This window comes from Streptomyces xingningensis, assembly GCF_054957865.1.
In genome coordinates, this window is record NZ_JBDJPF010000024.1 from 64,047 (window position 1) to 89,620 (window position 25,574).

Annotated in this window: 30 protein-coding genes and 2 pseudogenes; 12 read left to right on the forward strand and 20 right to left on the reverse strand. The window is 68.4% G+C overall.

Going from position 1 to position 25,574, the window contains the following annotated elements:
- Nucleotides 1–52: 52 nt before the first annotated feature.
- Nucleotides 53–1,567: a beta-N-acetylhexosaminidase gene (locus ABCR83_RS15035; protein ID WP_462695518.1), complete on the reverse strand. Its 1,515-nt coding sequence runs from the start codon at nt 1,565–1,567 to the stop codon at nt 53–55.
- 356 nt (nt 1,568–1,923) lie between these two features.
- On the opposite strand from ABCR83_RS15035, the gene sdhC reads away from it, so the two are divergent.
- The 4 genes from sdhC to ABCR83_RS15055 are packed head-to-tail and all read left to right on the forward strand — an operon-like array spanning nt 1,924 to nt 5,324.
- A complete protein-coding gene (gene sdhC, locus ABCR83_RS15040; RefSeq protein WP_462695484.1) occupies nt 1,924–2,304 on the forward strand; it encodes a succinate dehydrogenase, cytochrome b556 subunit in 381 nt (126 codons plus the stop codon).
- 8 nt (nt 2,305–2,312) lie between these two features.
- Complete coding sequence (locus ABCR83_RS15045; RefSeq protein ID WP_462695485.1) at nt 2,313–2,792, forward strand: succinate dehydrogenase hydrophobic membrane anchor subunit; 480 nt, start codon at nt 2,313–2,315, stop codon at nt 2,790–2,792.
- A 19-nt stretch (nt 2,793–2,811) separates the two neighbouring features.
- Nucleotides 2,812–4,566: a succinate dehydrogenase flavoprotein subunit gene (sdhA, locus tag ABCR83_RS15050; RefSeq protein WP_462695486.1), complete on the forward strand. Its 1,755-nt coding sequence runs from the start codon at nt 2,812–2,814 to the stop codon at nt 4,564–4,566.
- Nucleotides 4,566–5,324 (forward strand): succinate dehydrogenase iron-sulfur subunit, encoded by a 759-nt coding sequence (locus ABCR83_RS15055; RefSeq protein WP_462695487.1) that lies wholly within the window; start codon nt 4,566–4,568, stop codon nt 5,322–5,324. The genes sdhA and ABCR83_RS15055 overlap by 1 nt, the downstream gene beginning before the upstream one ends.
- A gap of 56 nt (nt 5,325–5,380) precedes the next feature.
- Here the strand turns inward: ABCR83_RS15055 and ABCR83_RS15060 are convergent, their stop codons facing one another.
- Complete coding sequence (locus tag ABCR83_RS15060; RefSeq protein ID WP_462695488.1) at nt 5,381–7,060, reverse strand: IS1182 family transposase; 1,680 nt, start codon at nt 7,058–7,060, stop codon at nt 5,381–5,383.
- 214 nt (nt 7,061–7,274) lie between these two features.
- On the opposite strand from ABCR83_RS15060, the gene ABCR83_RS15065 reads away from it, so the two are divergent.
- The gene (locus ABCR83_RS15065; protein ID WP_462695489.1) at nt 7,275–8,060 is read left to right on the forward strand and encodes an alpha/beta fold hydrolase; all 786 of its coding nucleotides are present in this window, start codon (nt 7,275–7,277) and stop codon (nt 8,058–8,060) included.
- Here the strand turns inward: ABCR83_RS15065 and ABCR83_RS15070 are convergent.
- Complete coding sequence (locus ABCR83_RS15070; protein ID WP_462695490.1) at nt 7,993–8,919, reverse strand: LysR family transcriptional regulator; 927 nt, start codon at nt 8,917–8,919, stop codon at nt 7,993–7,995. The two genes, ABCR83_RS15065 and ABCR83_RS15070, sit on opposite strands and share 68 nt — an antisense overlap.
- A gap of 97 nt (nt 8,920–9,016) precedes the next feature.
- On the opposite strand from ABCR83_RS15070, the gene ABCR83_RS15075 reads away from it, so the two are divergent.
- Nucleotides 9,017–9,697: a YoaK family protein gene (locus ABCR83_RS15075; protein WP_462695491.1), complete on the forward strand. Its 681-nt coding sequence runs from the start codon at nt 9,017–9,019 to the stop codon at nt 9,695–9,697.
- Between the two features lie 60 nt (nt 9,698–9,757).
- Here ABCR83_RS15075 and ABCR83_RS15080 read toward each other — a convergent pair whose 3' ends face one another.
- The 5 genes from ABCR83_RS15080 to ABCR83_RS15100 all read right to left on the reverse strand — a co-directional run bounded on the left by ABCR83_RS15080 (nt 9,758) and on the right by ABCR83_RS15100 (nt 12,687).
- Entirely contained in the window at nt 9,758–10,417 is a 660-nt protein-coding gene (locus ABCR83_RS15080) for a DsbA family oxidoreductase (RefSeq protein WP_462695492.1), read from the reverse strand.
- A 62-nt stretch (nt 10,418–10,479) separates the two neighbouring features.
- Nucleotides 10,480–10,962 (reverse strand): nucleoside deaminase, encoded by a 483-nt coding sequence (locus tag ABCR83_RS15085; RefSeq protein ID WP_462695493.1) that lies wholly within the window; start codon nt 10,960–10,962, stop codon nt 10,480–10,482.
- A 5-nt stretch (nt 10,963–10,967) separates the two neighbouring features.
- Nucleotides 10,968–11,288, reverse strand: a complete 321-nt coding sequence (locus ABCR83_RS15090; RefSeq protein ID WP_462695494.1) for a DMT family transporter — start codon at nt 11,286–11,288, stop codon at nt 10,968–10,970.
- A gap of 95 nt (nt 11,289–11,383) precedes the next feature.
- The gene (locus tag ABCR83_RS15095; RefSeq protein WP_462695495.1) at nt 11,384–11,788 is read right to left on the reverse strand and encodes a DMT family transporter; all 405 of its coding nucleotides are present in this window, start codon (nt 11,786–11,788) and stop codon (nt 11,384–11,386) included.
- Between the two features lie 539 nt (nt 11,789–12,327).
- Nucleotides 12,328–12,687, reverse strand: coding sequence for a DUF7848 domain-containing protein (locus tag ABCR83_RS15100; RefSeq protein WP_462695496.1), 360 nt, complete (start codon nt 12,685–12,687; stop codon nt 12,328–12,330).
- A gap of 253 nt (nt 12,688–12,940) precedes the next feature.
- On the opposite strand from ABCR83_RS15100, the gene ABCR83_RS15105 reads away from it, so the two are divergent.
- The gene (locus tag ABCR83_RS15105; protein WP_462695497.1) at nt 12,941–13,117 is read left to right on the forward strand and encodes a hypothetical protein; all 177 of its coding nucleotides are present in this window, start codon (nt 12,941–12,943) and stop codon (nt 13,115–13,117) included.
- Nucleotides 13,118–13,271: 154 nt separating this feature from the next.
- Here ABCR83_RS15105 and ABCR83_RS15110 read toward each other — a convergent pair whose 3' ends face one another.
- The 5 genes from ABCR83_RS15110 to ABCR83_RS15130 all read right to left on the reverse strand — a co-directional run bounded on the left by ABCR83_RS15110 (nt 13,272) and on the right by ABCR83_RS15130 (nt 16,359).
- Nucleotides 13,272–13,790 carry a GNAT family N-acetyltransferase gene (locus tag ABCR83_RS15110; RefSeq protein ID WP_462695519.1) on the reverse strand — a complete coding sequence of 173 codons (519 nt, stop codon included), beginning with the start codon at nt 13,788–13,790 and terminating at the stop codon, nt 13,272–13,274.
- Between the two features lie 35 nt (nt 13,791–13,825).
- Nucleotides 13,826–14,632: a protein kinase gene (locus tag ABCR83_RS15115; RefSeq protein ID WP_462695498.1), complete on the reverse strand. Its 807-nt coding sequence runs from the start codon at nt 14,630–14,632 to the stop codon at nt 13,826–13,828.
- 20 nt (nt 14,633–14,652) lie between these two features.
- Nucleotides 14,653–15,576 (reverse strand): radical SAM/SPASM domain-containing protein, encoded by a 924-nt coding sequence (locus tag ABCR83_RS15120; protein ID WP_462695499.1) that lies wholly within the window; start codon nt 15,574–15,576, stop codon nt 14,653–14,655.
- A 137-nt stretch (nt 15,577–15,713) separates the two neighbouring features.
- A complete protein-coding gene (locus tag ABCR83_RS15125) occupies nt 15,714–16,052 on the reverse strand; it encodes a hypothetical protein (RefSeq protein WP_462695500.1) in 339 nt (112 codons plus the stop codon).
- A gap of 115 nt (nt 16,053–16,167) precedes the next feature.
- Entirely contained in the window at nt 16,168–16,359 is a 192-nt protein-coding gene (locus ABCR83_RS15130) for a hypothetical protein (RefSeq protein ID WP_462695501.1), read from the reverse strand.
- Between the two features lie 107 nt (nt 16,360–16,466).
- Between ABCR83_RS15130 and ABCR83_RS15135 the strand changes: the two genes are divergently transcribed.
- Together ABCR83_RS15135 and ABCR83_RS15140 are read left to right on the forward strand one after the other, a co-directional pair.
- Entirely contained in the window at nt 16,467–17,234 is a 768-nt protein-coding gene (locus ABCR83_RS15135) for a helix-turn-helix domain-containing protein (protein WP_462695502.1), read from the forward strand.
- Nucleotides 17,231–17,563, forward strand: coding sequence for a PCC domain-containing protein (locus tag ABCR83_RS15140; RefSeq protein ID WP_462695503.1), 333 nt, complete (start codon nt 17,231–17,233; stop codon nt 17,561–17,563). Before ABCR83_RS15135 ends, ABCR83_RS15140 begins: the two co-directional genes overlap by 4 nt.
- A gap of 100 nt (nt 17,564–17,663) precedes the next feature.
- Here ABCR83_RS15140 and ABCR83_RS15145 read toward each other — a convergent pair whose 3' ends face one another.
- On the reverse strand, nt 17,664–17,807 hold the full coding sequence (locus ABCR83_RS15145) for a hypothetical protein (protein ID WP_462695504.1): 144 nt from the start codon (nt 17,805–17,807) through the stop codon (nt 17,664–17,666).
- A 240-nt stretch (nt 17,808–18,047) separates the two neighbouring features.
- On the opposite strand from ABCR83_RS15145, the pseudogene ABCR83_RS15150 reads away from it, so the two are divergent.
- Nucleotides 18,048–18,281, forward strand: a pseudogene (locus ABCR83_RS15150) (helix-turn-helix transcriptional regulator); the annotation flags it as partial.
- A gap of 105 nt (nt 18,282–18,386) precedes the next feature.
- On the opposite strand, the gene ABCR83_RS15155 reads toward ABCR83_RS15150, so the two are convergent.
- The 5 genes from ABCR83_RS15155 to ABCR83_RS15175 all read right to left on the reverse strand — a co-directional run bounded on the left by ABCR83_RS15155 (nt 18,387) and on the right by ABCR83_RS15175 (nt 23,265).
- The gene (locus ABCR83_RS15155) at nt 18,387–18,707 is read right to left on the reverse strand and encodes a DMT family transporter (RefSeq protein WP_462695494.1); all 321 of its coding nucleotides are present in this window, start codon (nt 18,705–18,707) and stop codon (nt 18,387–18,389) included.
- Between the two features lie 98 nt (nt 18,708–18,805).
- Entirely contained in the window at nt 18,806–19,195 is a 390-nt protein-coding gene (locus tag ABCR83_RS15160) for a DMT family transporter (protein WP_462695505.1), read from the reverse strand.
- A gap of 145 nt (nt 19,196–19,340) precedes the next feature.
- Complete coding sequence (locus ABCR83_RS15165) at nt 19,341–20,888, reverse strand: FAD/NAD(P)-binding protein (protein ID WP_462695506.1); 1,548 nt, start codon at nt 20,886–20,888, stop codon at nt 19,341–19,343.
- Nucleotides 20,889–20,891: 3 nt separating this feature from the next.
- Nucleotides 20,892–22,325: a pyridoxal phosphate-dependent decarboxylase family protein gene (locus tag ABCR83_RS15170; protein ID WP_462695507.1), complete on the reverse strand. Its 1,434-nt coding sequence runs from the start codon at nt 22,323–22,325 to the stop codon at nt 20,892–20,894.
- Between the two features lie 256 nt (nt 22,326–22,581).
- The gene (locus ABCR83_RS15175) at nt 22,582–23,265 is read right to left on the reverse strand and encodes a pentapeptide repeat-containing protein (RefSeq protein ID WP_462695508.1); all 684 of its coding nucleotides are present in this window, start codon (nt 23,263–23,265) and stop codon (nt 22,582–22,584) included.
- A gap of 114 nt (nt 23,266–23,379) precedes the next feature.
- On the opposite strand from ABCR83_RS15175, the gene ABCR83_RS15180 reads away from it, so the two are divergent.
- Nucleotides 23,380–24,090, forward strand: coding sequence for an RraA family protein (locus ABCR83_RS15180; protein WP_462695509.1), 711 nt, complete (start codon nt 23,380–23,382; stop codon nt 24,088–24,090).
- A 112-nt stretch (nt 24,091–24,202) separates the two neighbouring features.
- Nucleotides 24,203–25,069: a polysaccharide deacetylase family protein gene (locus ABCR83_RS15185; protein ID WP_462695510.1), complete on the forward strand. Its 867-nt coding sequence runs from the start codon at nt 24,203–24,205 to the stop codon at nt 25,067–25,069.
- Here the strand turns inward: ABCR83_RS15185 and ABCR83_RS15190 are convergent.
- Nucleotides 25,066–25,574, reverse strand: a pseudogene (locus tag ABCR83_RS15190) (hypothetical protein); the annotation flags it as partial. The gene ABCR83_RS15185 and the pseudogene ABCR83_RS15190 sit on opposite strands and share 4 nt — an antisense overlap.

The window sequence follows — 25,574 nt, forward strand, 5'->3', positions numbered from 1 at the left end:
GACGGGTTTCCTGCCCGGGAGGCTAGCGGAGTCTCGCCCCGTCCCGCCTCCTTCACCGCACCCGTCCCGCCAGTGCACTGAATTCGCCCCAACTCCCCTGTGGCGCCCGAGGATCCCACAGTCGCTGCGCCATCGCGGCGAGCGGCAGCCGGATGCCGGCGGCCACCTGCTCCGGGGTCTGCGCGGTGGCGCGGTCGCACCAGATGGCCAGCCGGCCGCCCGGCACCCGGTCGGCCGCGCCGAGCCCCCGCAGCACGGGCGCGGTGCCCCGGAGCACGGCGGGCGACCACTCGCGGTAGATGCGTTCCCCGGTCGGATAGCGGAAGTTGTTGGGTTCGCCGAGCACGTAATAGAGGTACTCGTCATTGAGGTTGACGACGGTGCGCCCCTCGTCGAGGTACTCCTGCGGGTCCCGGGCGCCCAGTTCGCGGCCCGTCCAGTACTCGACCTCGATCCCCTTGTCCCCCGCGGCGATCCCGCCCCGGAAGAAGCCGTCGTTCCAGGCCTTGGGCCGCTTGCCGAGCGAGCGGGCCACCGCCGCCCGGTCGTCCAGCCAGCCGGTGGCCAGGTCCTGGACCCGGGCCCGGGGCCCGTACCGGCGGCGGGCGGCCTCCGCCAGCCGGGGGTAGGAGCTCTGCGGATCCCTGGCCGCCAGCGCGCGGTATTCGTCGCCGCCCAAGTGCCAGTAGGGGCCGGGGAAGAGCGGGGCGTATTCGCGCATCAGGTCGTCGATGATGCGGGCCGCCTCGGGGTCGGCGATGTCGATGGCGCCCCGGACCACGGTTCCGTTGATGTCCTTCAGCTGCAGATCGGGGTGGGCGTTGAGGACGGCGCCGAGGTGGCCGGGCGAGTCGATCTCGGGGATGACGGTGATGTGCAGCGAGGTGGCGAGGGCGACGATGCGGCGGACCTCGTCCTTGCTGAGGTGCTCCGGGGAGACGATCTCCGGGTGGGTCTCGCTCTCGATCCGGAACCCCTGGTCGTCGGAGAAGTGCAGGCCGAACTGGTTGAGCTTGAGGTCGGCCAGCTCCCGCAGCCGGGCCTCGATCCACTGGGCGGTGAAGTGCTTGCGCGCGGTGTCCAGGTTGAGGCCGCGCTGGGGCCGGTCGGGGGCGTCGTGCAGCACGCCCTCGGGGAGGCCGCCCCCGGTGCGTACGGCCTGGAGCACGGTGCGGGTGCCGTAGAAGGCGCCGGCCGGGTCCGAGGCGGTGATCAGCACCCGGTGGTCGTGGGTGGTCAGCTCGTACGCCTCCGGGCCCTGCCCGGGGCGCAGCGCGAGCTCGATGTCCGCGGAGCGGGCGGGCGGGGCGGCGGCGGTGGACCCCAGTTCGGCGGCGAGCTTCCGGGCCTCGGGGCCGAGGGGGCCCTTGGGGTCGGTGATGACGCGGGTGCCGGGGGTGGGCCGCCAGCCGGGGCCGGTGCGCGCGGTGAAGGAGCGTACGGAGGGAATGGTGTGCGGGGCCACCGCGGGCACCGGCCGCAGCGGGGAGGCGGACGAGGGTGCCGCCTGGAGGGAGCGCGCGTCGTCCTGGCTCTGGCCGCCGGGGGTGGAGCGCGGGCAGCCCATGATGCTCAGGGTGGCGACGAGGGCGGCGGCGGTGACGGTTCCCCGGACGGCCGAGGCGCGGGTGATTCTCACGGGCAGTCCTATCGCAAAACCTCACTTTTCTGGGCAAGGTAGTGCTTTTTACTACATTGATCATCGAATACACGCCCGATGCTTAACCCTTACGAATGACCACAGCATGGCACTTGCCGGGCTGCACCGGCCCGTACGTGCCTGTTTGATCACACCGGCCGCACCCCGCGCGACCGAACCGACAAGGCGTCGCTACGATGGCCAGGGCCGGTGGACCGTACCCGGCCGGGCCCGACCGACACGAAGCCGGCTGGTCCCCTGTCCCCGCTCCCGGAGGGTTTTCCGTGCCGGCTGGAACGCTGTACCGCGGCCGGGAAGGCATGTGGTCCTGGGTGGCTCATCGAGTCACCGGCGTCCTCATTTTCTTCTTCCTGTTCGTGCACGTCCTCGACACCGCTCTCGTTCGGGTCTCTCCGGAGGCCTACGACAATGTCGTCGCGACGTACAAGACACCCGTCGTCAACGTGATGGAGTACGGCCTCGTCGCCGCCATCCTCTTCCACGCGCTCAACGGCCTCCGCGTCATCGCCGTGGACTTCTGGTCCAAGGGCCCGCGGTACCAGAAGCAGATGCTGTGGACCGTTGTCGGCATCTGGGTCGTGCTGATGGCCGGCGCCTTCTACCCCGTGCTCCAGCACACGCTGCGCACGCTGTTCGGGAGCTGACGCAAGACATGTCCACTGAAGCCCAGGCTCCCTCCGTGAGCGACGTCCCGCTCTATGACGCCGACCACCCGGCCCCGGTCATCGAGGCACCCCGCAAGCGCACCAAGAAGACGTCAGCGTCTCAACGGTCCACCCGCACCAACTTCGAGCTGTACGGCTGGCTGTTCATGCGGCTGTCCGGCATCGTGCTGGTCGTCCTGGTCCTCGGCCACCTGCTGATCCAGCTGGTGCTGGACGGCGGCGTCAGCAAGATCGGCTTCGCCTTTGTGGCCGGCCGCTGGGCCTCGCCGTTCTGGCAGGCCTGGGATCTGCTGATGCTGTGGCTCGCCATGCTGCACGGCGCCAACGGCCTGCGTACGGTCATCAACGACTACGCGGAGCGGGACAACACCCGCTTCTGGCTGAAGATGCTGCTGTACACCGCCACGGTGTTCACCGTCCTGCTGGGCACGCTGGTGATCTTCACCTTCGACCCGAACATCTCCTAGGCCCGGGGCTGACGCGACCATGAAGATCCACAAGTACGACACCGTCATCGTCGGCGCCGGCGGCGCCGGGATGCGCGCGGCCATCGAGTCGACCAAGCGCAGCCGCACGGCGGTCCTCACCAAGCTCTACCCGACCCGCTCCCACACCGGCGCCGCCCAGGGCGGCATGGCCGCCGCCCTCGCGAACGTCGAGGAGGACAACTGGGAGTGGCACACCTTCGACACGATCAAGGGCGGTGACTACCTGGTCGACCAGGACGCCGCCGAGATCCTGGCGAAGGAGGCCATCGACGCGGTCCTCGACCTGGAGAAGATGGGCCTGCCGTTCAACCGCACCCCGGACGGCACCATCGACCAGCGCCGCTTCGGCGGTCACTCGCGCAACCACGGCGAGGCCCCGGTCCGCCGCGCCTGCTACGCGGCCGACCGCACCGGCCACATGATCCTGCAGACGCTGTACCAGAACTGCGTCAAGGAGGGTGTGGAGTTCTTCAACGAGTTCTACGTCCTCGACCAGCTGCTCACCGAGGTCGACGGCGTCCGGAAGTCCGCCGGTGTGGTCGCCTATGAGCTGGCCACCGGTGAGATCCACCTCTTCCAGGCCAAGTCGGTCATCTACGCCTCCGGCGGCACCGGCAAGTTCTTCAAGGTGACCTCCAACGCCCACACCCTGACCGGTGACGGCCAGGCCGCCTGCTACCGCCGTGGTCTGCCGCTGGAGGACATGGAGTTCTTCCAGTTCCACCCGACGGGCATCTGGCGCATGGGCATCCTCCTGACGGAGGGCGCCCGCGGTGAGGGCGGCATCCTCCGCAACAAGGACGGCGAGCGCTTCATGGAGAAGTACGCGCCGGTCATGAAGGACCTCGCCTCCCGCGACGTGGTCTCGCGCTCCATCTACACCGAGATCCGCGAGGGCCGCGGCTGCGGCCCCGAGGGCGACCACGTCTACCTGGACCTCACCCACCTGCCGCCGGAGCAGCTGGACGCCAAGCTGCCGGACATCACCGAGTTCGCGCGCACCTACCTCGGCATCGAGCCCTACACGGACCCGATCCCCATCCAGCCCACCGCGCACTACGCCATGGGCGGCATCCCCACCAATGTCGAGGGCGAGGTGCTGGCCGACAACGACACCGTCGTGCCCGGCCTCTACGCGGCCGGCGAGGTCGCCTGTGTCTCGGTGCACGGCGCCAACCGGCTGGGCACCAACTCGCTGCTGGACATCAATGTCTTCGGCCGCCGCGCGGGCATCGCCGCCGCGGAGTATGCGCAGCAGGCCGACTTCGTCGAACTGCCCGACAGCCCGGCGCAGTTGGTGATCGACCAGGTCGAGCGGCTGCGCGAGTCCACCGGCAAGGAGCGGGTGGCCGAACTCCGCAAGGAGCTGCAGGAGACCATGGACACCAATGTCATGGTCTTCCGCACCGAGCAGACCATCAAGACGGCCGTCGAGAAGGTCGCCGAACTGCGGGCCCGCTACAAGAACGTGTCCATCCAGGACAAGGGCAAGCGCTTCAACACCGACCTGCTGGAGGCCATCGAGCTGGGCAACCTGCTCGACCTGGCCGAGGTGATGGCCGTGTCCGCGCTGGCGCGCAAGGAGTCGCGCGGTGGTCACTACCGCGAGGACTTCCCCACCCGCGACGACGTCAACTTCATGCGCCACACCATGGCGTACCGCGAGGTCGACGCGGACGGCAAGGACTCGATCCGCCTCGACTACAAGCCGGTCGTACAGACCCGCTACCAGCCGATGGAGCGTAAGTACTGATGAGCACCGCGACTCTCGACAAGCTCGAGGCGGAGGCGCAGACCTCGCACAGCATCAAGGTCACCTTCCGCATCCGCCGGTTCAACCCGGAGGTCTCGGACCAGGCGACCTGGCAGGACTTTGAGCTGGAGATCGACCCCAAGGAGCGGGTCCTCGACGGCCTCCACAAGATCAAGTGGGACCAGGACGGCTCGCTGACCTTCCGCCGTTCCTGCGCCCATGGCATCTGCGGCTCCGACGCCATGCGCATCAACGGCAAGAACCGCCTGGCCTGCAAGACCCTGATCAAGGACATCAACCCGGCCAAGCCGATCACCGTCGAGCCCATCAAGGGCCTCACGGTCCTCAAGGACCTGGTGGTCGACATGGAGCCGTTCTTCCAGGCCTACCGGGATGTGATGCCCTTCCTGATCACCAAGGGCAATGAGCCGACGCGGGAGCGCCACCAGTCCGCCGAGGACCGCGAGCGCTTCGACGACACCACCAAGTGCATCCTCTGCGCGGCCTGCACCTCCTCCTGCCCGGTGTTCTGGAACGACGGCCAGTACTTCGGCCCGGCGGCGATCGTCAATGCGCACCGCTTCATCTTCGACTCCCGGGACGAGGCGGGTGAGCAGCGCCTGGAGATCCTCAACGACAAGGACGGCGTCTGGCGCTGCCGCACCACCTTCAACTGCACGGACGCCTGCCCGCGTGGCATCGAGGTCACCAAGGCGATCCAGGAGGTCAAGCGGGCGCTGATCACCCGGCGCTTCTGACCCCCTTCGCCGATACGGCCGTTGGGCCCCGCTCTCCGTTCACCGGACGCTGTTGGTTAAAGCGGGGTCTGTTTCGCCCCGTCGATCGTTTGATCGACGGGGCGAAGCGCTGCGAAGTGGCTGGTGCGGGTTTGTGCCCGGGGGCTTGTGGTGATGTGGGCGTCGATGCGGGCGAGGTTGATCGCTGCTCCGGTGAGCTGGTGCTGAAGGCTGGTCTTCGCGAGCCCCTTGTAGCGGGATCTGCGCAGGCCGCAGCGTTGGACACCTTGCGAAATGGTGCCTTCGACGCCGGCCCGGAGTTGGTAGCGCGCCTTCCAATCATCGGTCTGGTGTTCGGCCCGGCGCTGGTGCAGGACCTCATGGATCTCCTGGTCCTGGAAGGTCAGCTTGCGCCGCGGTCCGCGGGTGCAGGAGTCCTTGACCGGGCAGGGCCCGCAATCGGTCTTGGCGAACTGCACCCGGATCTCGGTCTTGTCACGGACCAGTTCTCTCGCCCAGCGAGTGCTGGTCTTCCCGCCGGGACACGTCACCTTGTGGAGGTCCCAGTCGATGGTGAACGCGCCGATGGGAAAGCCGGTCTGTGTCTTTGCCTGCCAGGCGGCGTTGGGGCTGGGCATCAGCGGTCCCACCAGGTCGATGCCATGGTCGCGCCGGGCGGCGACGATGTGCCGGGCGGTGACATAGCCGGTGTCGACCAAGTGTTCATCGGGCAGTAGTCGTCGTCGGGCGAGACCGGCATGGACGGCCGGGACCATGTCGAAGTCGCTGACCGTGGCATCGGTGGTGGCGACATGGGTGATCAAGTTCGGGGCGTCGGCGCCGCAGGTCTCGGTGAGGTGGACCTTGTATCCGTCCCAGAAGATGTCGCGCTTCGCGCCGTTGCGGGCCTTGATGTCATAGGGGGTGACCAGGCGCTTCACGCCCGGTGGCCGGTCTTTTGGGGCCCGCCGCCTCACCTCGCCGTCGACGAGGTGGAAGCACTGGACCCACAGCTGCCGCAGAACCTCCACCTGAGGCACCGCCCGCAGCCCGGCAGGCGCGTCGGGCGCGGTCACGGCCTGGAGAAGTCGCATACCGTCTGTCCCGATCCGTCGGCCGACCTCTTCCCGCTTGGTCCAGGCCTTAGGGAACCTGGAGTCCTCGGCCCGGGTGGCGTAGTGCTTGAACCAGTCCGGCTCGGCGACCTGGGCCAGCCAGTCGGGGGCGGCGACGGCGAGCGCGTTCAGCGCTGACCGCAGCGTCTCGGCGACCATCTCCAGCCAGCACAGCTCGCGGGCTGCCGAGAGCACATGCGTGGAATCCGTTCGGGCCTTGCCGCCACTGGCCAGCAGGCCCTTGTCCCGGGCTGCGGCCAGGATCGCGTCCAGCACCCGCGGTCCGGCATCCTCCTCGACCAGCCGGTCCCGGAACTCCGACAGCACCGAGAAGTCGAAGCCCGGATCAGCCAGCTCCAGCCCGAGGGCGTATTTGTAGTCGATCCGGGCCCGCACCGCCTCCGCGGCCTGCCGGTCGGTGAGCCCCTCCACGAACTGCAACACCAGCACCAGCGCCAGCCGGCCCGGCGACCACGCGGGCCTGCCCCGGGCAGGGAACAGATCCGCGAACTCCTCGTCTCGGAACAGCACACCCAGCTCGTCACGGACCCGGATCGCGAGACTGCCCTTCGGGAAGGCCGCCCGCGCCACCCGCACCGTCTCCGCCGGGATCCCACCCGGCCCACTCGGACACAACGACACCCGCACCCACCCCAACGACAACGTCGGTCTTCAAGACCACAACCTCGTCTTGAAGACCGACGTCACGCGCAGCCCCGCTTTAACCAACAGCGTCCGTTCACCGGGGAGCGGGGCCCTCGCCGTATGCATGACCTGTTGCACGACCTGTTGCACGACCTGTAAAGAACCCCTCAGGTTCGGTCTGTTCCCCGCAGCCGCATGCCAACCTGCCTGCATGACACAGTCGTTCCCGCCCCTGGCCACCACCGTCACCGGATCCGGTCCCGGCCTGCTGCTCGCGCATGGCGCGGGCGGCAGCATCCAGGCCAACTACGGTGCGCTCATCCCGGCCCTGGCCCGGCAGCACACCGTGGTCGCCCCCGACTACCCGGGCTCCGGGGCCACTCCACGGGCGGCCGGGCCGCTGACCCTCGACGGTCTCGCCGACGCCCTGGTCGCCTCGGCGACCGGGGCCGGGGTGGAGACCTGCACGGTGATCGGCTTCTCGGCGGGCACCCTGGTGTCCGTACGGGCCGCGGCCCGGCACCCGGAGCGCGTCCGCGGGCTGGTGCTGACGGCGGGCCTCGCCAGGCCCGACAACCGCCTGACCGCCTCCCTGGACCTGTGGCGCACCTTCCTCACCGCGGGCGATCTCGGGGCATTCGCCAGATTCACCGTACTGACCGGTTTCAGCCAGGAGTTCCTGAACGACCTCCCGTCCGACCTGATACCGCCGCTCTACGAGCTGACCGCCGAGACCCTGCTCGCCGGCGCCCTGGAGCAGTCCACCGTCATCAGGGAGGCGGACACCACCGGCGACCTCCCGGGAATCTCCATACCGACCCTTGTCATCGCCGCCACCCACGACACGCTCATCTCACCCGCCAACTCCCGGATGCTGGCCAATGGCATCCCCGGCGCCGAGTACGCCGAGATCGAGACGGGGCATCTGGTCATGTCCGAACGTCCCGAGGACTGGCAGAAGTTGATCCAGGACTTCCTGGACCGGCACGGTCTTTGAGGAGATCCAGCAGCACCCGGGCCGCCGGCTCGACCGGCCCGGCGGTGGCGGTGGCCACGGCGACGGTCCGGGAGATCTCCGGGGCCACCGGCACCGAGGACACCCGCGAGGCGGCGGCATCGGCGGTGCCGCGGGGCACCAGGGCGACGCCCAGATCGTGGGCGACCAGCTCGATGAGTGCGGGCATGTGCTCGACCTGGCAGGTGACCTGCCGCCGGACACCCGCCTGCGCACAGGCCGCATCGATGAGGGTGCGCAGGCTGGACCGCTCACGGAAATCGACAAAGGGGTAGGGCGCCAGGTCCCGCAGCGGAACCCGCCCGCGCCCGGCCAGCGGATGCCCGGGCGCCGTCACCAGCACCAGGGGCTCCTCGGCGATCGTCGTCAGCGCCACCTCGGCGTCCCGCCGCCCGTCGTCGGTGACCAGCGCCAGATCGTACTCAAGGCTGCGGACGCCCTCGATCAGGCGGGCCGAATCGCCCTGGACCAGCCGGAGTTCGACACCGGGGTGGGCTGCGCGGAACTCGGCGAGCAGCGCGGGGATCTCCAGCGCGTCGAGCGTCTGGATCAGGCCCAGGTCGATCCGCCCCCGCAGCAGCGCACCCACCTCGGCCACCGCGGCCCTGGCCTGCCCGGCCGCCGCCCGCATCGCCCGCGCCGCGGGAAGCAACGCCCGCCCCGCCGCGGTGAGTTCCACCCGCCGGGTGGTGCGCACCAGCAGCGGCTGGCCCAGCTCCCGCTCCAGCATCCGGATCGACGAGGACAGCGTGGACTGCGCCAGGTGCAGCCGCTGGGCGGCGCGGGTGAAGTGCCGCTCCTGCGCCAGGGTGAGGAAGTGCTCTATCTGCCGCAGCTCCATTATCCGGTCCCATCGATCACACTCATCGAAAACATCCGTTGGACCGCTCAATCGTAGTGCCGCAATGTTGTTCCCGACTCGAATGGAAGGGGACACCGTGGCGAAAACGGACTCCGGCCTGGTGCCCGCCCTGGCCTGCCTGACCCTGGTGAGCGGCTTTCTGGACGCAGTGAGCTATATCGGCCTCGGCCATGTCTTTACGGCGAACATGACGGGCAATGTGGTGGTCCTGGGCTTCGCGGCCGTGGGCACCCCGGGCTTCTCGACGGCCGCCTCCGGGATCTCGCTCGCCGGATTCCTCATCGGCGCGGTGCTGGGCGGACGCCTGGCGGTGCACCTGCCCACCCGCCGGCGCTGGATCGGCACCGCACTCGCCGTGGAAGCGGCGGGCACGGTGCTGGCCATGACGCTCGCGGCCACGCTGAAGACCGACCAGGCCACCGGGCGCCAACTGGTCATCGCCGCCCTCGCCCTGGCCATGGGCTGCCGCAACGCCACCGTCCGGCGCCTGGCGCTGCCCGACCTGACGACCACGGTGCTCACCCTGACCCTGACCGGACTGGCCGCGGACTCCCGACTGGCCGGCGGGGACAATCCACGCCTCGGCCGCCGGCTCGGGGCCCCGCTGCTGATGCTGGCCGGCGCCATCGCCGGGGCCTGGCTGCTGCGCACCTCCGGCATGACCGCCTGCCTCGCCGTGGGGTCCGCCGCCGTCCTGGCCGTCCTGCTCGGGTACGCACGGGGTACGGACCGGGGCCCCGCCCCAGCGGTGACATGACGAACCGGGCGGATCCCGATCGGGATCCGCCCGGTGAACCGTCCGGTTGTGAAGTAGTGGTCAGCAGCCGTCGATTCCACACGCGGCCCCCTCCGGGAACCGCCCGTCCGCGGCGGCCTCGTCCCGGGCCCTGCGCAGCACCGCCGCCAGCCGCTCGGGAGAGGGAACGCCCTCGATGCGGTGCCGCCCGTCGATCAGAATCGTGGGCACACTGCGTATCCGCTGTTCCTCGGCCCGCCGCAGCGCCCGCTGGTGCGCCTCGCGGTACGTTCCCTCTCGCAGCGCCTGCTCGAACTCCTCGCTGTCGAGGCCGAGTTCGACCGCCAGCTCGCGCAGGACCTCCGGCCGGCCGATGTCCCGGCCCTCCTGGAAGAAGGCCCTCAGCACCCGGGGCACATAGGCGGCGCCGAGACCATGGACGGCGGCGTACTGGTACCCCTCGAAGGCGAGGCGGGTGTACGGCTGCGGCGAGACCGCCGGGAGGTCGATGTCCACACCGAGCCGTTCGGCCAGCGGACGGACCGACTGCTTCCAGACACTCTGCAGGTAGTCGCCCTCCGGCAGCAGGGTGGGCACCGGCTCGGGCCGCAGCTCGAAGGGCATCCACTCGACCTCGGTCCCGTCCTCCCCGATTTCTTCCAGGGCCTGGTGCAGGGGCGTCTCGGCGAGCAGGCAGTAGGGGCAGACAAAGTCGGACCAGATCTGGATCCTGATGGGCATCGTTCTCGCCTTTCGGTTTCGGTGGTTTCCGGTTTCGGTGGTTTCCGGTTGGTTTTTGGGTTTCAGCGGTGGTGGGCGCGCCAGGCGCGGAAGGGCTGTTGGGCCTCGGGAACCGGTATGTGCGTGGTGGGCAGCGGCCAGTCGGCGGGGTCCTTGGCGAAGATCCGGTAGGAGAGGCTGTAGTCGAACCCGGCCCGTGCGGCGGTGTGCCGGTCGGCGGCGAAGGCGATCCCGGCCACCCCCGCCCAGCGAGCGGTGAGGTAGCACAGGGCGCAGGGTTCGGCGGAGGCGACCAGCAGCGCCCCGGCGGTGGCGTAGGCGCCCTGGGCGCGGGTGGCTTCCCGCAGGGCGACGATCTCGGCGTGGGCGGTGGCGTCGTGTTCCTCATGGACCCGGTTGACGCCGGTGGCGACGACTTCCCCGTCCTGGACGACCAGGGCGGTGAACGGGGCTCCGCCCTGCCGGACATGACGGACGGCGAGGTCGACGGCCTGGCTTGCGTACTGGGCGAGTTCGGCTTCGGTGGGCTCAAGGGTGCGGTACACGGGGCTCACGCTCCGGCGGCGAGCTTGAGGGTGATGGCTCCGGCGATGATGGAGACGAAGGAGAGGATCTTGGGAAGGGTGATCTTCTCCTTGTAGATGAGGGCGCCGAAGATGACGGTTCCGACGGAGCCGATGCCGGTCCAGATGGTGTATCCGACGCCGACGTCGAGGGTCTTCAGAGCCAGGCTGAGGGTGAAGATGCCTCCGGCGGCGGAGAGCACGGTGAACACGGAGGGCCAGAGCTTGGTGAAGCCCTTGGTGGCGTTGGTGCCGAGCGCGAAGGCGATCTCGAAGACGATGGCGATCGCGAGGAAGATCCAGGCCATGACAGGGGTCCTTTCAGGGATTGCGGTGCGCAGGAGGGCGGGAGAGCAGTGCGGTGCGGGAGGGCGGTGCGGGAGGGGTGGTGCGGGGAGGGGGTTCAGGCGGTGACGGGCTGGGCGGGCGCGGCCTGTTCGGTTGCTTCGGCCGTTTCGGCGTCTGTGACGGCGGGCTGCTGTGCGGTGGCGAGCTTGTCGGCGAGCTTGAGGCCGACCACTCCGCCGATGATCAGGACGAAGGCCACGACCTTCCACACGTTGATGGACTCCCCGAAGATGACCGATCCGAGGACCACCGTGCCGACCGACCCGATCCCGGTCCACACCGTGTAACCCACGCCCACGTCCAGGGACTTCAGGGCCAGGCTCAGGAAGAAGATCCCTCCCGCCGCCGCGGCCGCGGTCAGCAGGGACGGGCCGAGCTCGGTGAACCCGTGGGTGGCGTTGGTGCCGAGCGCGAAGACGACCTCGAAGACGGAGGCGGTCAGCAGGTAGATCCAGGCCATGGGAATGACTCCTCACTCGAACTTCAATGTATGTGTGTGCAAGTTCTTTGCGACATGAGAAGCATGCATGTACAAGTAAGTGGCTGTCAAGCCTGTGGGGCGTTCTCCACCGCGACCCCGGGAACCTGAGCAAACGCCGGTGCGAGATCCAGCAGTTGATAACCGTTGATGGCCGCTCCCCTGAGCGAGTCAAGACCGCTGGCGATCCTCAGCCCAGCGGCCCCCGCAGATCCACCTTCGCCTGGTCGAACCGCGCGCGGCGATACCGGCCACCGGTGACCGTCACCCGAGGAGAACGCGCACTCCAGGAAGCGGGCGCCGCCCTCGCCCACCGCCTGGAGCTCGGCCTTGTCGAAATGGACGCCGTCATAGAGTCCCTCGTCGACCAGAGAATCCCCGAAGGGCAGGAGGTGGCTCGCATAGGGCAGCTCGTCCCGAGCGGGGGGGGAGGGGCGTAGGCATGGGGTGCCTTCCGGGAACGTCGACCGTCGCGCCCCGACCCTGAAGGCAGCCTCTGACAACGCCGACGCCAAGTGCGATCAGCCGACGGAACTGCCCGGCGGTGACGCGGCGATGCCTTCCGCGATGCCGTTCAAAGCCCCCGGCGCCGTAGTCCGTGCGGCACACTGCCTGCCGACCGCTCCGACCACCTCGCCCGCGATGACCGCACCGTCGGGCGGGAGGGTCCGGCAGTGACCACCGTAATTCCGGCGGAAGTCCTGGTGCCCCGTGTCCCGCGTGTGCTCCGCGATCCACTTGTGCATGGTCTCGGTGTCACCGACGTTCCCCGAGTACTCGTAGCACTCCTGGAGGTCCGCGACACAGACGGCACCGAACGTGGGCGCCTCGTCGGGGTTCTGGACGATCTCGAATTCGCCGAACCGGAAATAACGAGTCACCGGGCACCCCTCCTACGCGCATGGGGGTGCCGAGTGATCTCAACAGTTCTGTCAACTTGGCATCCACAGCCTGACCAGCGGAAAGCCCCACTCTGATAGGGCTCCTTGAAGTTCCCCATCCCTTGCTCAGGGGTGGGCCGGGCCGCTCTCTTCGGTTCCCCACCCCGCCGGCGCCAATCTGCAACGAGTCGCCACAGTGGAGGAGCCGCCCCGACCAAGCGTGACCCGCCCAGACCAATGCCGTTCTCCCTATATGAAGACCAGACTGATTACATACGCGAGCGTCGCCGCAATGGCCGTGGCCCTGTTGTCGTCCACGGCGAGCACCGCCCAGGCCGATCCCGTTACCAACAGCGGCAGCGGTGGCGGCCTCTTCGGCTTCATCGGCAACATCTTCAACTTCGTCACCGTCTTCTTCGGCGGCGGCTGAGGCCCTAACCTTCCCGGGGCTACTACTAGCCTCGCCCGCTGCCGATCAGCCAACATTTCGTCGAGACAAGCTCCGGCCTATCGGGCGACCCTGGCTACGTTCCACGCCTGAAGGCCAGCAGCCGGGCCACGTCCAGACAGACGGCCCGGCATCCCTACAGTGCCGCGAACCGCTCCTCAAGGTCAGTGACCCGCTCAGCCCGGCGGCTCATCAGATAGACCACGTTGTGTGTGCGCTGAACCTCGTACAGTAGCTCGAACCCCTGCGTCTGGTTGTAGGCCATCAGCCCCGGGAAGTTGCAGCCACGGCGTACCCGCACCTCCCCTTCCTGCGCGGCCCGGTCCACGGCCCACAGACTCATGACGATTCCGGGCTTCTTCTCCCGGTACGCCGGGTCAGTGACGGACGAGTACAGGTAGTGAGCTGGCTCGCTCAGCTCGCCTTCCGTCCAGCCCCACGGCGGCGTCGTTTCCTGCACAGTGGTGCAGCCGATGATCTTTCCGCTGTCCCGGTCGGCGAGGACCCACACGTCCCCGTCGGGGTTCTCGGCCTGCCGTGCGAGTTCGGCGGCGTTCTCCTGCCAGCTCGGAAGCCCCCGGTCCTCCAGCCATGTGGAGCGGGCGAGGACCATGGATTCGACGGCGGGGATGTCGCCGGCCGTGGCCGGGCGCATTGCGAACACAGGTGTCTCCTGATGATCGGTTACGGCTACGCCACGGGGACGCCTCGGTGATCCACCCATGCCTGAGCCGCTTCGGCCATGGCCTTCAACCACGCCTCATCAGGACGTCGGTTGGCGATAGCACGAAGCATCCGCAGATAGGCCCCGGCGAACACGTCGATCGCTTTGGAGTTCGCGTCCGCCCAAGCGGTACAGCGGGCCGCCCACCCTTCCGCGGATTCGGGGCTGTGGCCGGCGGAGATCAGCTGCACGACGAAACAGGCCGGGTCGATGAAGGCGGGCCCGCACGTAGGCCACGCCCAGTCGATGATCCACGAGCCCGAGTCTCCTACCGTCAAGTTGTCCGGGTTGATGTCGGTGTGCAGCAGGGCGTCACCACGGAGGAACGCCAGCTCCTCTTTACTGCCCGCGTAGGCGTCCCACCGGTCTTCCGTCCAGTCCCGCGCGACGTCGGGCAGTTCCAGGGTCGCCGCCCGGTTGAGGAGATCCACGGCGAGGGGGAGATCCGGCGAGTCGGGCTCGAAGTCAAGGCCGCGCTCCTCGATGACTTCGAACCCGAGGATGATCCACCCGGCGTCGTCCCCGTCAACGCTCCACATCAACGCGGGAGACAGCGGCGTCACGTAGGGATTGATCTCCCGTTCCCGGATGATCGAGTCCCGCCGTCCCCCTGGCTCGTTGAACATAGCCTTGACGAAGAACTGTCCCTTCTCACTGTTGATGATCGCAGCGAAGTCCGAGCTGTACCCATGGTCCGGGATCTTCACTTTGGTGACTTCGCCGGTGTACGGGTGGATCAGTGCTCGGAAGTGGGCGTCAGGCAGATCAGTCACGCCGGTTCCCCTCAGTTACGTCAGTTCTTCGGTCGGCACGTACTGGGCGGTGTACCCGGGTAGCACGCGCTGTTCGGCTCGCACCTCGGGTCGCACGGGTTCTTCGGTACGCAGTCGGGACCACACGGTTTGTTCTGGCCGCCGTCTTTGTCCTTGTCTTTGTCCTTCCCCCATCCCCACACCTCTCGGAAGGAGTCAACGGCCTCGGACAGCGCGGGGCCGCTCAGGATAGAGGTCAGCGAGTCCTCGCGGACGTTGCCGACACCCTTCCAGGTGGAGAAGACGCACGGGGAGACCGTGCCGGTCGGGTCGATCGAGGCCCTGCCGTCACCACACCCGCCACACAGGTTGGACGCGTCCGGTGTCTGGCCGCAGGAGGCCCGTCCGAACTGTCGGATGTGGTCGGTTCCGATCTGGGTGACGCCGATCGACTCCAGGTCGGCTTTCGCCGCCTCGATGATCTGCTCGTTGTCTCCAACGATTCCGACGCGGATCGGGACACCGCGTTCGACCGCCTTGACGATGTTGGAGCGGGTCCGGGCGTGACTCGGACGACGGGTGATCTTGTTGTGCTCCGCGGCCTTGTCCGAGTAGTACGACGTAGCGAGGGACATTCCCTCGCGCTGGAGTACCGTCCACCATGCGTCGGACAGGTGAACCAAGTTGCTGTAGACCTCTACCCTGATGCCGAGCGCCAGCGCGCGGTCTGCGATTTCGATCGCGTGGGGGTACATGGTCGGCTCTCCGCCGATGAAGGTGACGTTCTCGACGCCCACCTTTGCCGCCTGGCCCAAGACCCTGAACCAGTCATCGCGGGTCATCGCGCCGTGGTCGCCGTCAGGACCCGACGAGTTGTAGCACTGCACACATTCGAGCTGGCACTTCCGCGTGAAGTCCAACCACAGGTAAGTGGTGGTCCGCTCGGCGGGTAACGCTGTCGTCATGCTCGTGCCCTTTCACTCGGTGAAGTGGATAGGTGCACTTGTTGACCCGCCCGGCTGCCGATCGTCACATGCAGCCGACCGGACGGGCGCTTTCTCCTGACCCTCCCCGAGGGGAAAACAGGAGGGCCAGGAAGTCTCTAGGGCTTGCCGAGCGTCGCGGTCCCGCGCGTCGGCTCCAGCGGGGGCCAGTTCGGGGGACGGTCGGCTTCGGCCCGCTGGTGCTCTTGGGCGAGGGAGCCGGCGAGGACGGCGCCCGGGGGCGTGCCCACGACGATGGCGTGCCCGAAGGTCTGCCAGAAGCAGCGGTGCCCGGTCGCGCGGGTGTGGTGGGAGATCCACGTTTCGGCCTCCGCCTGGCCGTCCTTGATGATGACGCGCTCGCCGCACCCCTCTTCGGTACAGAAGGCGGCGAACTCGGCGGCGGTGTTCGGGGCTTGGAACGTCGTCCAGTCGTCGAACCAGAATCGGCGCCCCATCAGTGCGCCCTCTTGTGCCGGGCGATCTTGACCACGATGTCCGTCACCTTCGACATGTCACCCGTTCGACGGGCTTCGATCTTCTCCCGCCCTAGCTTCACGCACATCTTGCAGGTCACCGGCACGCCTCCTGTCGGGCCTGCGCCCTCTCGTCGCGGGTGGCCAACCGCAACGCGCCGGTCTTGGCCGTCCACACGCGACCGGTGACTACCTCGCGCAGCTTCACCACGGGGTCTCGATCTTCCAGAACGAGCCCCGCGCGGTCCGTACTGGTGTCCACAACCAGCACCCCGATCCGATACGTCACCCGGCTCGCCTCCACACCGTTCCTCTACTCCCACCATTGCCAAGTCCCCTTGTGTACTCGGTTCGATGACTCCCGGAGAGGGGCAGGCAGGGGGGCAAGATGAACGCATGACGGAGTTTGGCTCACTGCTCCGAGACCTCCGCAAAGAGCGGGGGCTCTCCCAATCGAAGATGGCCGCCCGACTCGGCGAGTCCGCCGGGCGAGACGACGGAACCCCGTCCGTGGATCAGTACAAGCGGTGGGAGCGAGAGAAGAACATCCCGGGCGACTTCTGGTTAGGCCACCTTGTCAAGGTGCTCGATACACCTTTCGAAGTGCTGCATGAGGCAGCTACTTTGGCAAGGATGAACAGGCGTGCGTTTCTTAGCTTGACGGCCCTCACGGCCGCTCACGGCAAGGTGGCCGGCGAACTGGCCGCCAGCATCGCCGGGGGCGACTGCGGACCCCTCATGGTCGTACAGACCACACACGGCACCGATCGGGTGATCGCTGCCCTTACGGATGCACCGTCCGCCAAGCGGCTTGACCGGTGGATGCGCGATGGCGGGTCGTCCACTCTGCGGGTGAATGCTGCCGGGATCTTGGCGAAACGTCCCGGTCAGGAGTCGGCGGTTCAGGTGTCCCGCGTCCTGGTCCACGATGACGAGGTGCGGCAGCTGTACTCGACGGCCGTTTTGGCCCGTGTGGGAGCCCTCCCTTGGGCTCAGGCGTCCCGGCTCGCCCTTGACCCCACGACGGCTGGGAGGAGGGCTCAGTTCCTCGCTCAGCGGCTTGCCGTCGAATGCCTCAACGAGGCCGACGCTGGCGCACGTTGGGTCAGTGCTGCCATGCTTCGTGATCTCACACCGCTACTGAGCCGGGAGGCCGAACAGTGATCGTGATCGAAGTCCGGAACGCCGAACTGGTGGAGACCCTTGCCCGTGAGGTGAAGGAGCGGGGAATCATGAACGGGGCGATCGTCAGCCTGATTGGTGCGGCGGACTCGTTCACCCTCTCGACCATGCCGGCGGGGGACGCGTCGAAGGACATCGTCACGGACTACAACCAGCCCGCCGAGATGCACGGTACGGGCGAGATCACTGACGGCCAGGTCCACGTTCACGCGACGATGGCCGTGGAGGGTGACAAGGGGCTCGCCGGCCACCTCCACCGGGCGCAGGTGGGTCACTGGTTCGCGCGGGCCTACCTGGTCCCCATCGACTGACGCTCGACAAACCGCAGAGCCCCGGCCTAGTTGGTCGGGGGCTCTGCGGTGTGCCGTGCCATCACGGGCGAAGATCAGCCCGCACCGAAGCGTGGGCGTATCACTCGGCGCCGGGGACTCCCCGGATCTCATCCTCCCGAAGGATGGGGACCTCCTCGCCATCAATCTTGGTTTCAGTGCCTGCGTACGTGCCGGACGGAGTCTTGTCCTTGGCGGACACCGTCACCTCGCTGTCCTCGGCCATGTCTCCCCCCTCCGGTCGACACGGTGTCGACCCGTACCGATCCTGCCATGGCTAGGCCGTCCGGCCAGGGCACTGGCGGACCGGCGGCCAGGCACCGCGGCTCTGATCACCCGGCTGACCGAGGAGCTGATCATCCGGGCGGTACGCCATCACCTCGACGGCCGGGCCGCCCCATCCGTGCCGCCCGCCGTGGAAACGGCACTGCGGCTGATCCACCAGGCCCCCGAGCAGCCGTGGACCGTGGCGGAGTTGGCCGCGCTCGGGGCGTCATCCCGGTCGTCCCTGACCACAGGGTTCAAGGAGTTCCTGGGCGAACCGCCCATGCGCTATCTCACCCGCCGCCGTATGGCCCATGCGGCGGCCTGGCTCCGCAGTGGCGATCCTCCTCTCCGCAGGATCGCCCAACTGACCGGCTATGCCTCCGATGTCGCGCTGAGCCATGCTTTTCAGCGCCACTACGGTGTCTCCCCCGGCGTCTATCGCAAACTCAGCCAGTGTCCTCGGGCGTGCCACCCGGAGCACGCCGAACCGGGCGGGTCTCCTGGGAGATCCGCCCGGGCGGGGGCCCGAGTTCGGTGTTCATGCTCCGGCGGCGAGCTTGAGGGTGATGGCTCCGGCGATGATGGAGACGAAGGAGAGGATCTTGGGAAGGGTGATCTTCTCCTTGTAGATGAGGGCGCCGAAGATGACGGTTCCGACGGAGCCGATGCCGGTCCAGATGGTGTATCCGACGCCGACGTCGAGGGTCTTCAGAGCCAGGCTGAGGGTGAAGATGCCTCCGGCGGCGGAGAGCACGGTGAACACGGAGGGCCAGAGCTTGGTGAAGCCCTTGGTGGCGTTGGTGCCGAGCGCGAAGGCGATCTCGAAGACGATGGCGATCGCGAGGAAGATCCAGGCCATGACAGGGGTCCTTTCAGGGATTGCGGTGCGCAGGAGGGCGGGAGAGCAGTGCGGTGCAGGAGGGCGGTGCGGGAGAGCAGTGCGGGAGGGGTGGGGGTTCAGGCGGTGACGGGCTGGGCGGACGCGGCCGCTTCGGTCTCTTCGACGGCGGCGGGCTGCTGTGCGGTGGCGAGCTTGTCGGCGAGCTTGAGACCGACCACTCCGCCGATGATCAGGACGAAGGCCACGACCTTCCACACGTTGATGGACTCCCCGAAGATGACCGATCCGAGGACCACCGTGCCGACCGACCCGATCCCGGTCCACACCGTGTAACCCACGCCCACGTCCAGGGACTTCAGGGCCAGGCTCAGGAAGAAGATCCCTCCCGCCGCCGCGGCCGCGGTCAGCAGGGACGGGCCGAGCTCGGTGAACCCGTGGGTGGCATTGGTGCCGAGCGCGAAGACGACCTCGAAGACGGAGGCGATCAGCAGGTAGATCCAGGCCATGGGAATGACTCCTCACTCGAACTTCAATGCATGTGTGTGCAAGTTCTTTGCGACATGAGAAGCATGCATGTACAAGTAAGTGACTGTCAACCCCGCAGAACGCCCTCCCGGTACCGGGGAACAACGGAACCGTGGTTACAGATGGTCATTTATGAGCGGGCGGATCCGGGTGGGCCCCTGTGTCGGAGAGCGTGCGGAGGAGGTGGGCAGCCATGAGAGTGGCGTTGGTGAGGTTGGTTTCAACGGCGTTGGTGTAGAAGTGGACGCCGCGGGTGAGGGGGCCGAGGAAGTACTGGTGTGTGTTCGGTTTTCCGTTGGGGGCGAGGGTTTGGAGGGTTTGGAAGTCGACGTTGACGCCGCCGTGGGGGTGGACGGTGAGTACCTGGCGGTCCAGGAGAGCGGCCAGGAGAGGGCTGGCTGCGAGCCAGGGGTGATAGCCGGTGCCGGTGGCGTTGACGAGGTGGTCGACGTGCCAGGAGGTGGGCCGCCCGCGGTGGTGGCAGCGGATGTCGAAGCCTCCGTGGAGGTCGGCGGTCACGGTCCGGGTGCCGGGGTGCCAGTGGAGCTGTCCGGTCTGCTGAAGGTGGAGGAGGCGGCGGGCATTGGGCAGGGGCATGGGGTGACGCCAGGTGGCCCACAGCCCATGGTGGGATGCCAGGAAGTCGGTCTTGTCCTGGAAGCTCAGGGCCCGCCACAAGTGAGGGGCCAGTGCGGAAGTGGCGTCCAGAGCCTCGTACCAGGCGGTGCGGTGAGCCTGGGCTTCTTCGATCTCGGCGGCGAAATCTTCGTGGCGGTGGGCGCGTTGGATGATCCGGGCCGGGCCGAGGGTGCCGTCGGTGGCGTCATGGAGCTCTTTGAGGAACAGGTCGGCGACCTTGGCAAGAGACAGCGGTGTGCCATTGGCGGCGAGAGACCGGAGGCGTTCGGGGGTGAGGTGCTGGAGTGTGTAGGGGGTGAGTTCGGGGGGCTGCACGGTGGGAAAGGGGCGGGCGCGGGAGAAGCAGTGGATGGGGCCGTGGTGGCCGGTGGCGTGCAGATGGGCCAGGGCATCGATGGCGGTCAGCGAGGTGCCGAGTACACCCACGGCGGCATTCCGGGGGACGGCGTCGTCCAGTCTGCAGGGGTCCGGGTGGTAGCGCGGATGGCCGGCCAGCTCCCGGTAGGCGGGATCGGGCAGGTCGCCCGGGCACAGCACCACCCGGTCGACGGGCGGCAGTTGCACGGAGCGGCGGCACTCCGGGACAAGGCGTCCGTTCGAGGCATGGAGGTCGACGACTTCCGCATGGTGCACCTCGATACGGATCCCGGCGTGCTCCGCTTCCCGGACGCTGTCCTGGAAGCGGTGGCGCAAGTAGGCGCCGAAGCGGTGACGCGGCAGGTAAGTGCACTCCAGGCCTGGTGTGCCGCTCGTGGCGGGCATGGATGCGGCGTGCCGTTCGCGCAGCCAGGTGGTGAAGTCGCCGGGAGCGTCGGGGCGGATGCTCATGGTCGCGGCCTGCATGTTGAGCAGGTGCCAGTCGTACGGGCTGGCATAGGCGACCCCGTCGCCCAGGCGGTCCTGCTTTTCGATCAGGTGGACGTCCAGTCGGGTACGGCCGGCGACGCCGGCCTGGCGGACCAGGGCCATGCAGGCCATGATTCCGCAGGCGCCGCCGCCGATGACGGCCACTGACGGCGTGCGTGCGACGCTCATGGCCTATCCGTCGAGGAGGCTGTGGTGACACTCCAGCAAGGAGGCGGCGGCCTGCCGCACGTCCTCTGCCGTGGTGGCCCAGTTGATCAGGCAGAATCGCAGCACAGTCTGCCCGCGCCATTGGCTGCTGGAAGCCCAGCTCCGGCCGCGTTCTCGGAAGAGCTCTGCGACCCGGTCGGTGTGCGCGTCGGCGGCGGCTTCCGGGCTTTGGTCTCCGGAGCAGGGCACCTGCGAGTGGAAACGGACCAGGACCTGGTTGAGGCTGACCTCGTTGACCACCTCGACCGCCGGGTCCGCGGCCAGCAACTCGGCGAAGAGGCGGGCGTTGGCCCGGCAGCCGTCGATCAGCTCGGCCACTCCGTCGCGGCCCAGCGTGCGCAAGGTCGCCCACAACGGGAAGACACGGGAGCGGCGGGAGATCTCCAGACCCCACTGGGCCGGATGGCGTCGGCCGTCCTCGGTGTTGAGGTAATCAGCGGCCAGCGGCACCGCGGCCCGGTGCGCCACCGGGTCGGAGATGATCGCAACCCCGCAGTCGTAGGGGGTGTTCAGCCATTTGTGGGCGTCTGCCGCCCAGGAATCGGCGCGTTCGATGCCGGCGAGGGCGCCACTGCGCAGTTGGGGGGAGGCGGCGGCCCACATGCCGATCGCGGCGTCCAGGTGGACCCATCCCCCTGCCCCGTGCACGGCATCGCACAGCTCGCCCAGGCGGTCGACACCGCCGGTGTTGATCTCGCCGACCTGCCCGCACACGATCAGCGGGCCACCGTCGTGGGCCTCAAGGGCCTGCCGCAGGGCCTCGGGGCGGATCCTCGCCTCGTCATCCGTGGCCAGGTATTCGATGCTGCCGCCCAGGCCCAGGATCTGCAGGCAGCGCAGCACCGCGGAGTGAGTGTCGGCGTTGGCCAGCACCCGCACCCGAGGGGCGCCCTGGAGCCCCTGCTCGGCCACGTTCCACCCGTGGCCGGCCAGGACCTTGTGGCGGGCAGCCGCCAGGCACAGCAACTCGCCGTGGGTGCAGGCCGGTACGAACGCCACCGAAGCGTTCCGCGGCAGATCCAGCAGGTCCAGCAGCCAGCCGGCGCACACCTCCTCGGCCACCGCGGTGGCCGGCGAACCGTCGTGCACGATGCAGTTCTGGTCCCATGCGGACGTCAGCCAGTCAGCGGCCATCGCCACCGGCAGGGTGCCACCCACCACATAGCCGTAGTAACGGCCGTTGCCCGAGGGCGCCAGACCTCGCTCCACCCCCTTGACCAGCGTCTCCAGTACGGCGCCCGGATTCCCGGGGCCCTGGGGCAGCGGACCGCCCAGCAGTTCCCGAAGTTCCTCGTCCCCGGCCAGCAACCGCACCGGCCGCTCCCCCAGACCACCCAGATACGCCAGGGCGTGTCCGGCCGCCTGCTCCAGGAGTGCGGAATACACGTCAGTCGTCATGCCGATTCCTCCCCGCGAAACCACTGCCAAGCCAAGGCCCAATGGCCCCTACTACGCCCCTCATACCGCGTAGCACCGTCGTTGCGGAGAGCGCGTGCAGTGGTGAACCGTGGCATGGCCCCTGCCCCCCGTTGAAGAAGAAAGCAACAGCGCACCGACGCGCACTCAGCCCCGCAATGCGCGCCCCCTGCCGCCGGGCCCTCCGCTCTGCGCCCCGGAGCCGGTCCAAGAACCCCCAGGCCACGGGCCCGTGGACTCAGCGGGGCTCAGAGGAACCGACGGGTCGCGCATCCACCGTCACGCCCAGCACCCGGGCAAACGCCGGCGCGAGATCCAGCAGCTGAAGATCGCTGATGGTCGCCCCCTTGAGCGAGTCGACCCCACTGGCGATCCCCACCCGCACGGCCTCCCGCAGATCGACCTTCGCCAGCTGCGCCTGGTCGAACCGCACGTCCTCCAGCGTGGAGCCCGGGAACGCGACGCCCGTCAGCTTCGCCCCGCCGAAGTCGACATCACGCAGCAGGCAGTCCACAAAGGTGACCTCCCTCAGCCGTGCGGTGCGAAGGTTCACCGAGTCCAGCTTGCAACCGTGGAAGGTCACCCTGCGCAGCTCCGCACCGAACATCTCCAGCCCGGCGAGTATGGATTCGATGACCTCGGCATCGAGCCATCCGGTATCCACGAGATCGCTCCCCACCCAGCGGACGCCATGCATCCACACCTCGTCGAACCGCGCGCGGCGGTAGCGCCCGCCGGTGAACACCACCGAGGAGAAGGCACACTCCATAAAGCGGGCACCGCCCTCGTCCTCCTCCTCGAACTCGCCTCCGTCGAAGTGAACGCCGTCGTAGTAGTCCTCTTCGGAGGGCGAGCCACCGAAGGGCACAAGGTGGCTCGCATACGGCAGATCGTCCAGGGAGCGGGGGCGGGGCGTCGGCATCGGGACCTCACAGAGTCGTGGGAAGAACTCGTTGAACCAACTTGACCTGGCCGCGAAGGACCAGGTCAAGTTGACCGTTGGCGAGCTCTCCAACGAGAACCGGAAGGATCCAGCATGAATCGGCAAGATCTTGGGAAGCGGTTCGCAACACTGACCACCGCCCACCTGGCGGACGCCTGCGTCCGCGCCGGAATCCCCGTGCGCTGCGCACCCGCGCAGGTGCAGGCCGCGGTGCCCGGCAGCAACCGCCTGATCGGGCGGGCGGTTCCCGCTCGCCATGTCGGAAGCGTCGACATCTTCCTGGAGGCCCTCGAACAGGCCGAATCCGGCGATGTATTGGTGGTCGACAACGATGGACGGCTCGACGAAGCCTGCGTCGGCGATCTCATGGTGCTGGAGGCCCAGGACGCCGGGCTGGCCGGAATCGTGATCTGGGGCCTGCATCGCGACAGTGCCGACATCGCGGCAATCGGCCTGCCGGTCTTCAGCCTTGGGGCGACCCCGGTCGGCCCGCAGCGCCTGGACGCCCGCCCCGACGACGCGCTGGAGTCCGCCACCGTGGGCGACTGGACGGTCAGCCGCGCGGACCTGGCCCTCGGCGACGACGACGGCGTACTCTTCGTCCCCGCCGACCGCGCCGAGGAGATCTTCACGCTCGCGGAGACGATCCGCGATACGGAGCGGCGCCAGGCCGAGCAGATCCGAGCGGGCGTATCCCTGCGCGGCCAGGTGCAGTTCAGCACCTACCTCGCCCGCCGCCGCCAGACGCCCTCCCTCACCTTCCGCGACCACCTGCGCTCCGTGGGCGGGGCCATCGAGGAGTAGCCACGGGTGACCGGCCTCACATCGGGCCGCCTTGACCATCACATCGATGTGAGGGTTTGAGCATGTGTCTCAAGAAACCGCGACACAGCCGGCAGACACGAGGTGAGCTTCGATGGACAACCAGCTCTACGACTACAGCCCGATCGTCGAACGCGAGCCGATCCGGTGGCCGGGCGGCGCCCGAGTCGCCTTCTACATCGGGCTGAACGTCGAGCATTACGCGGTCGACCGCCCCTCGACCAGCATCTTCCAGGGCACCGCGGAGCTGAAGCCGGACCCGCTGAACTACGGCTGGCGCGACTACGGCCCCCGGGTGGGCTTCTGGCGGATGCTGGAGAGCCTCGACCGGCACCGGATGCCCGTGAGCGTGCTGCTCAACTCCGATGTCGGCGAACGCTACCCGCAGATCATCCAGGCGGGCCGGGACCGGAACTGGACCTGGCTCGCCCATGGCAGGAACAACTCCATCTTCCAGGCCGGCCTGACCCCGGACGAGGAGCGCACCTACCTCACCGACGTCGTCGACACCATCGAGAAGGCCACCGGCCGACGCCCCCGCGGCTGGATGGGCCCGGCGCTCACCGAGACCTACCGGACACCGGAACTCCTCGCCGAGCTCGGCCTGAGCTATGTCCTCGACTGGACCAACGACGACCAGCCGTACCGGCTGAACGTGCCCGGCATGCTGAGCGTGCCCTATTCCGTCGAGCTCAATGACGTCGGCCTGTTTGTCAGCAAGGGCCTCACCGGACCGGACTTCGTCCAGATCGTCAAGGACCAGCTCGACCAGCTCCACGCCGACGCGGAACAGGCGGACAGCGGCCGGGTGATGGCCCTGGCCCTGCACCCGTTCATCATCGGCCAGGCCTTCCGCACCAAGTACCTGGACCAGGCCCTCGAGTACATCGCCAACCACCCCGGGGTATGGCTGACCACCGCCGACGAGATCGCCGACCACTACGCCCGGACCGCTTCCTAGCCACCTGCCTGGGACTTGGTGCGGAGTGCCGCCCGTGCGGCTGCGGCGCCGCGGGTGGTGCTCTCGGCGTGGGCGGCCTGGGCCTGTTCGTGGCGGCAGTCGCGGCACATGGTCTCGTCGGCCTCGGGGTGGAAGAGGAGGGTCTGGGTGTGGTCGCCCCGGCATTCGATCATCGTGGTGACGCGGGGTGGACGGGGTGGCTGGAGCCGTGCGGCGGCGGCGCGCTGCTGGGGGATGGTGGGGATGTCGGGCATCTTGCGCAGCAGTCGGTCGCGGAGGAGGGCGGCGGGGCTGTGGACGGGTTGGGGGAGTCCGTTGGTGAGTGCTTCGCGCAGGTCGTCGGTGGTGGCGCCGCGGAGCAGCCATTCGCCTGCGAGGGGGGCGAGGGTCTGGATGTCCCGTCCGGTGAGGCGAAGTTGGCGTTCGGCGTGGGAGAGGGCGGCGAGGGTTTGGGCGCCGCGCAGGAGGAGGGGTGCGGGGACGGTCGGTGCCTGCTCGGGAGGTT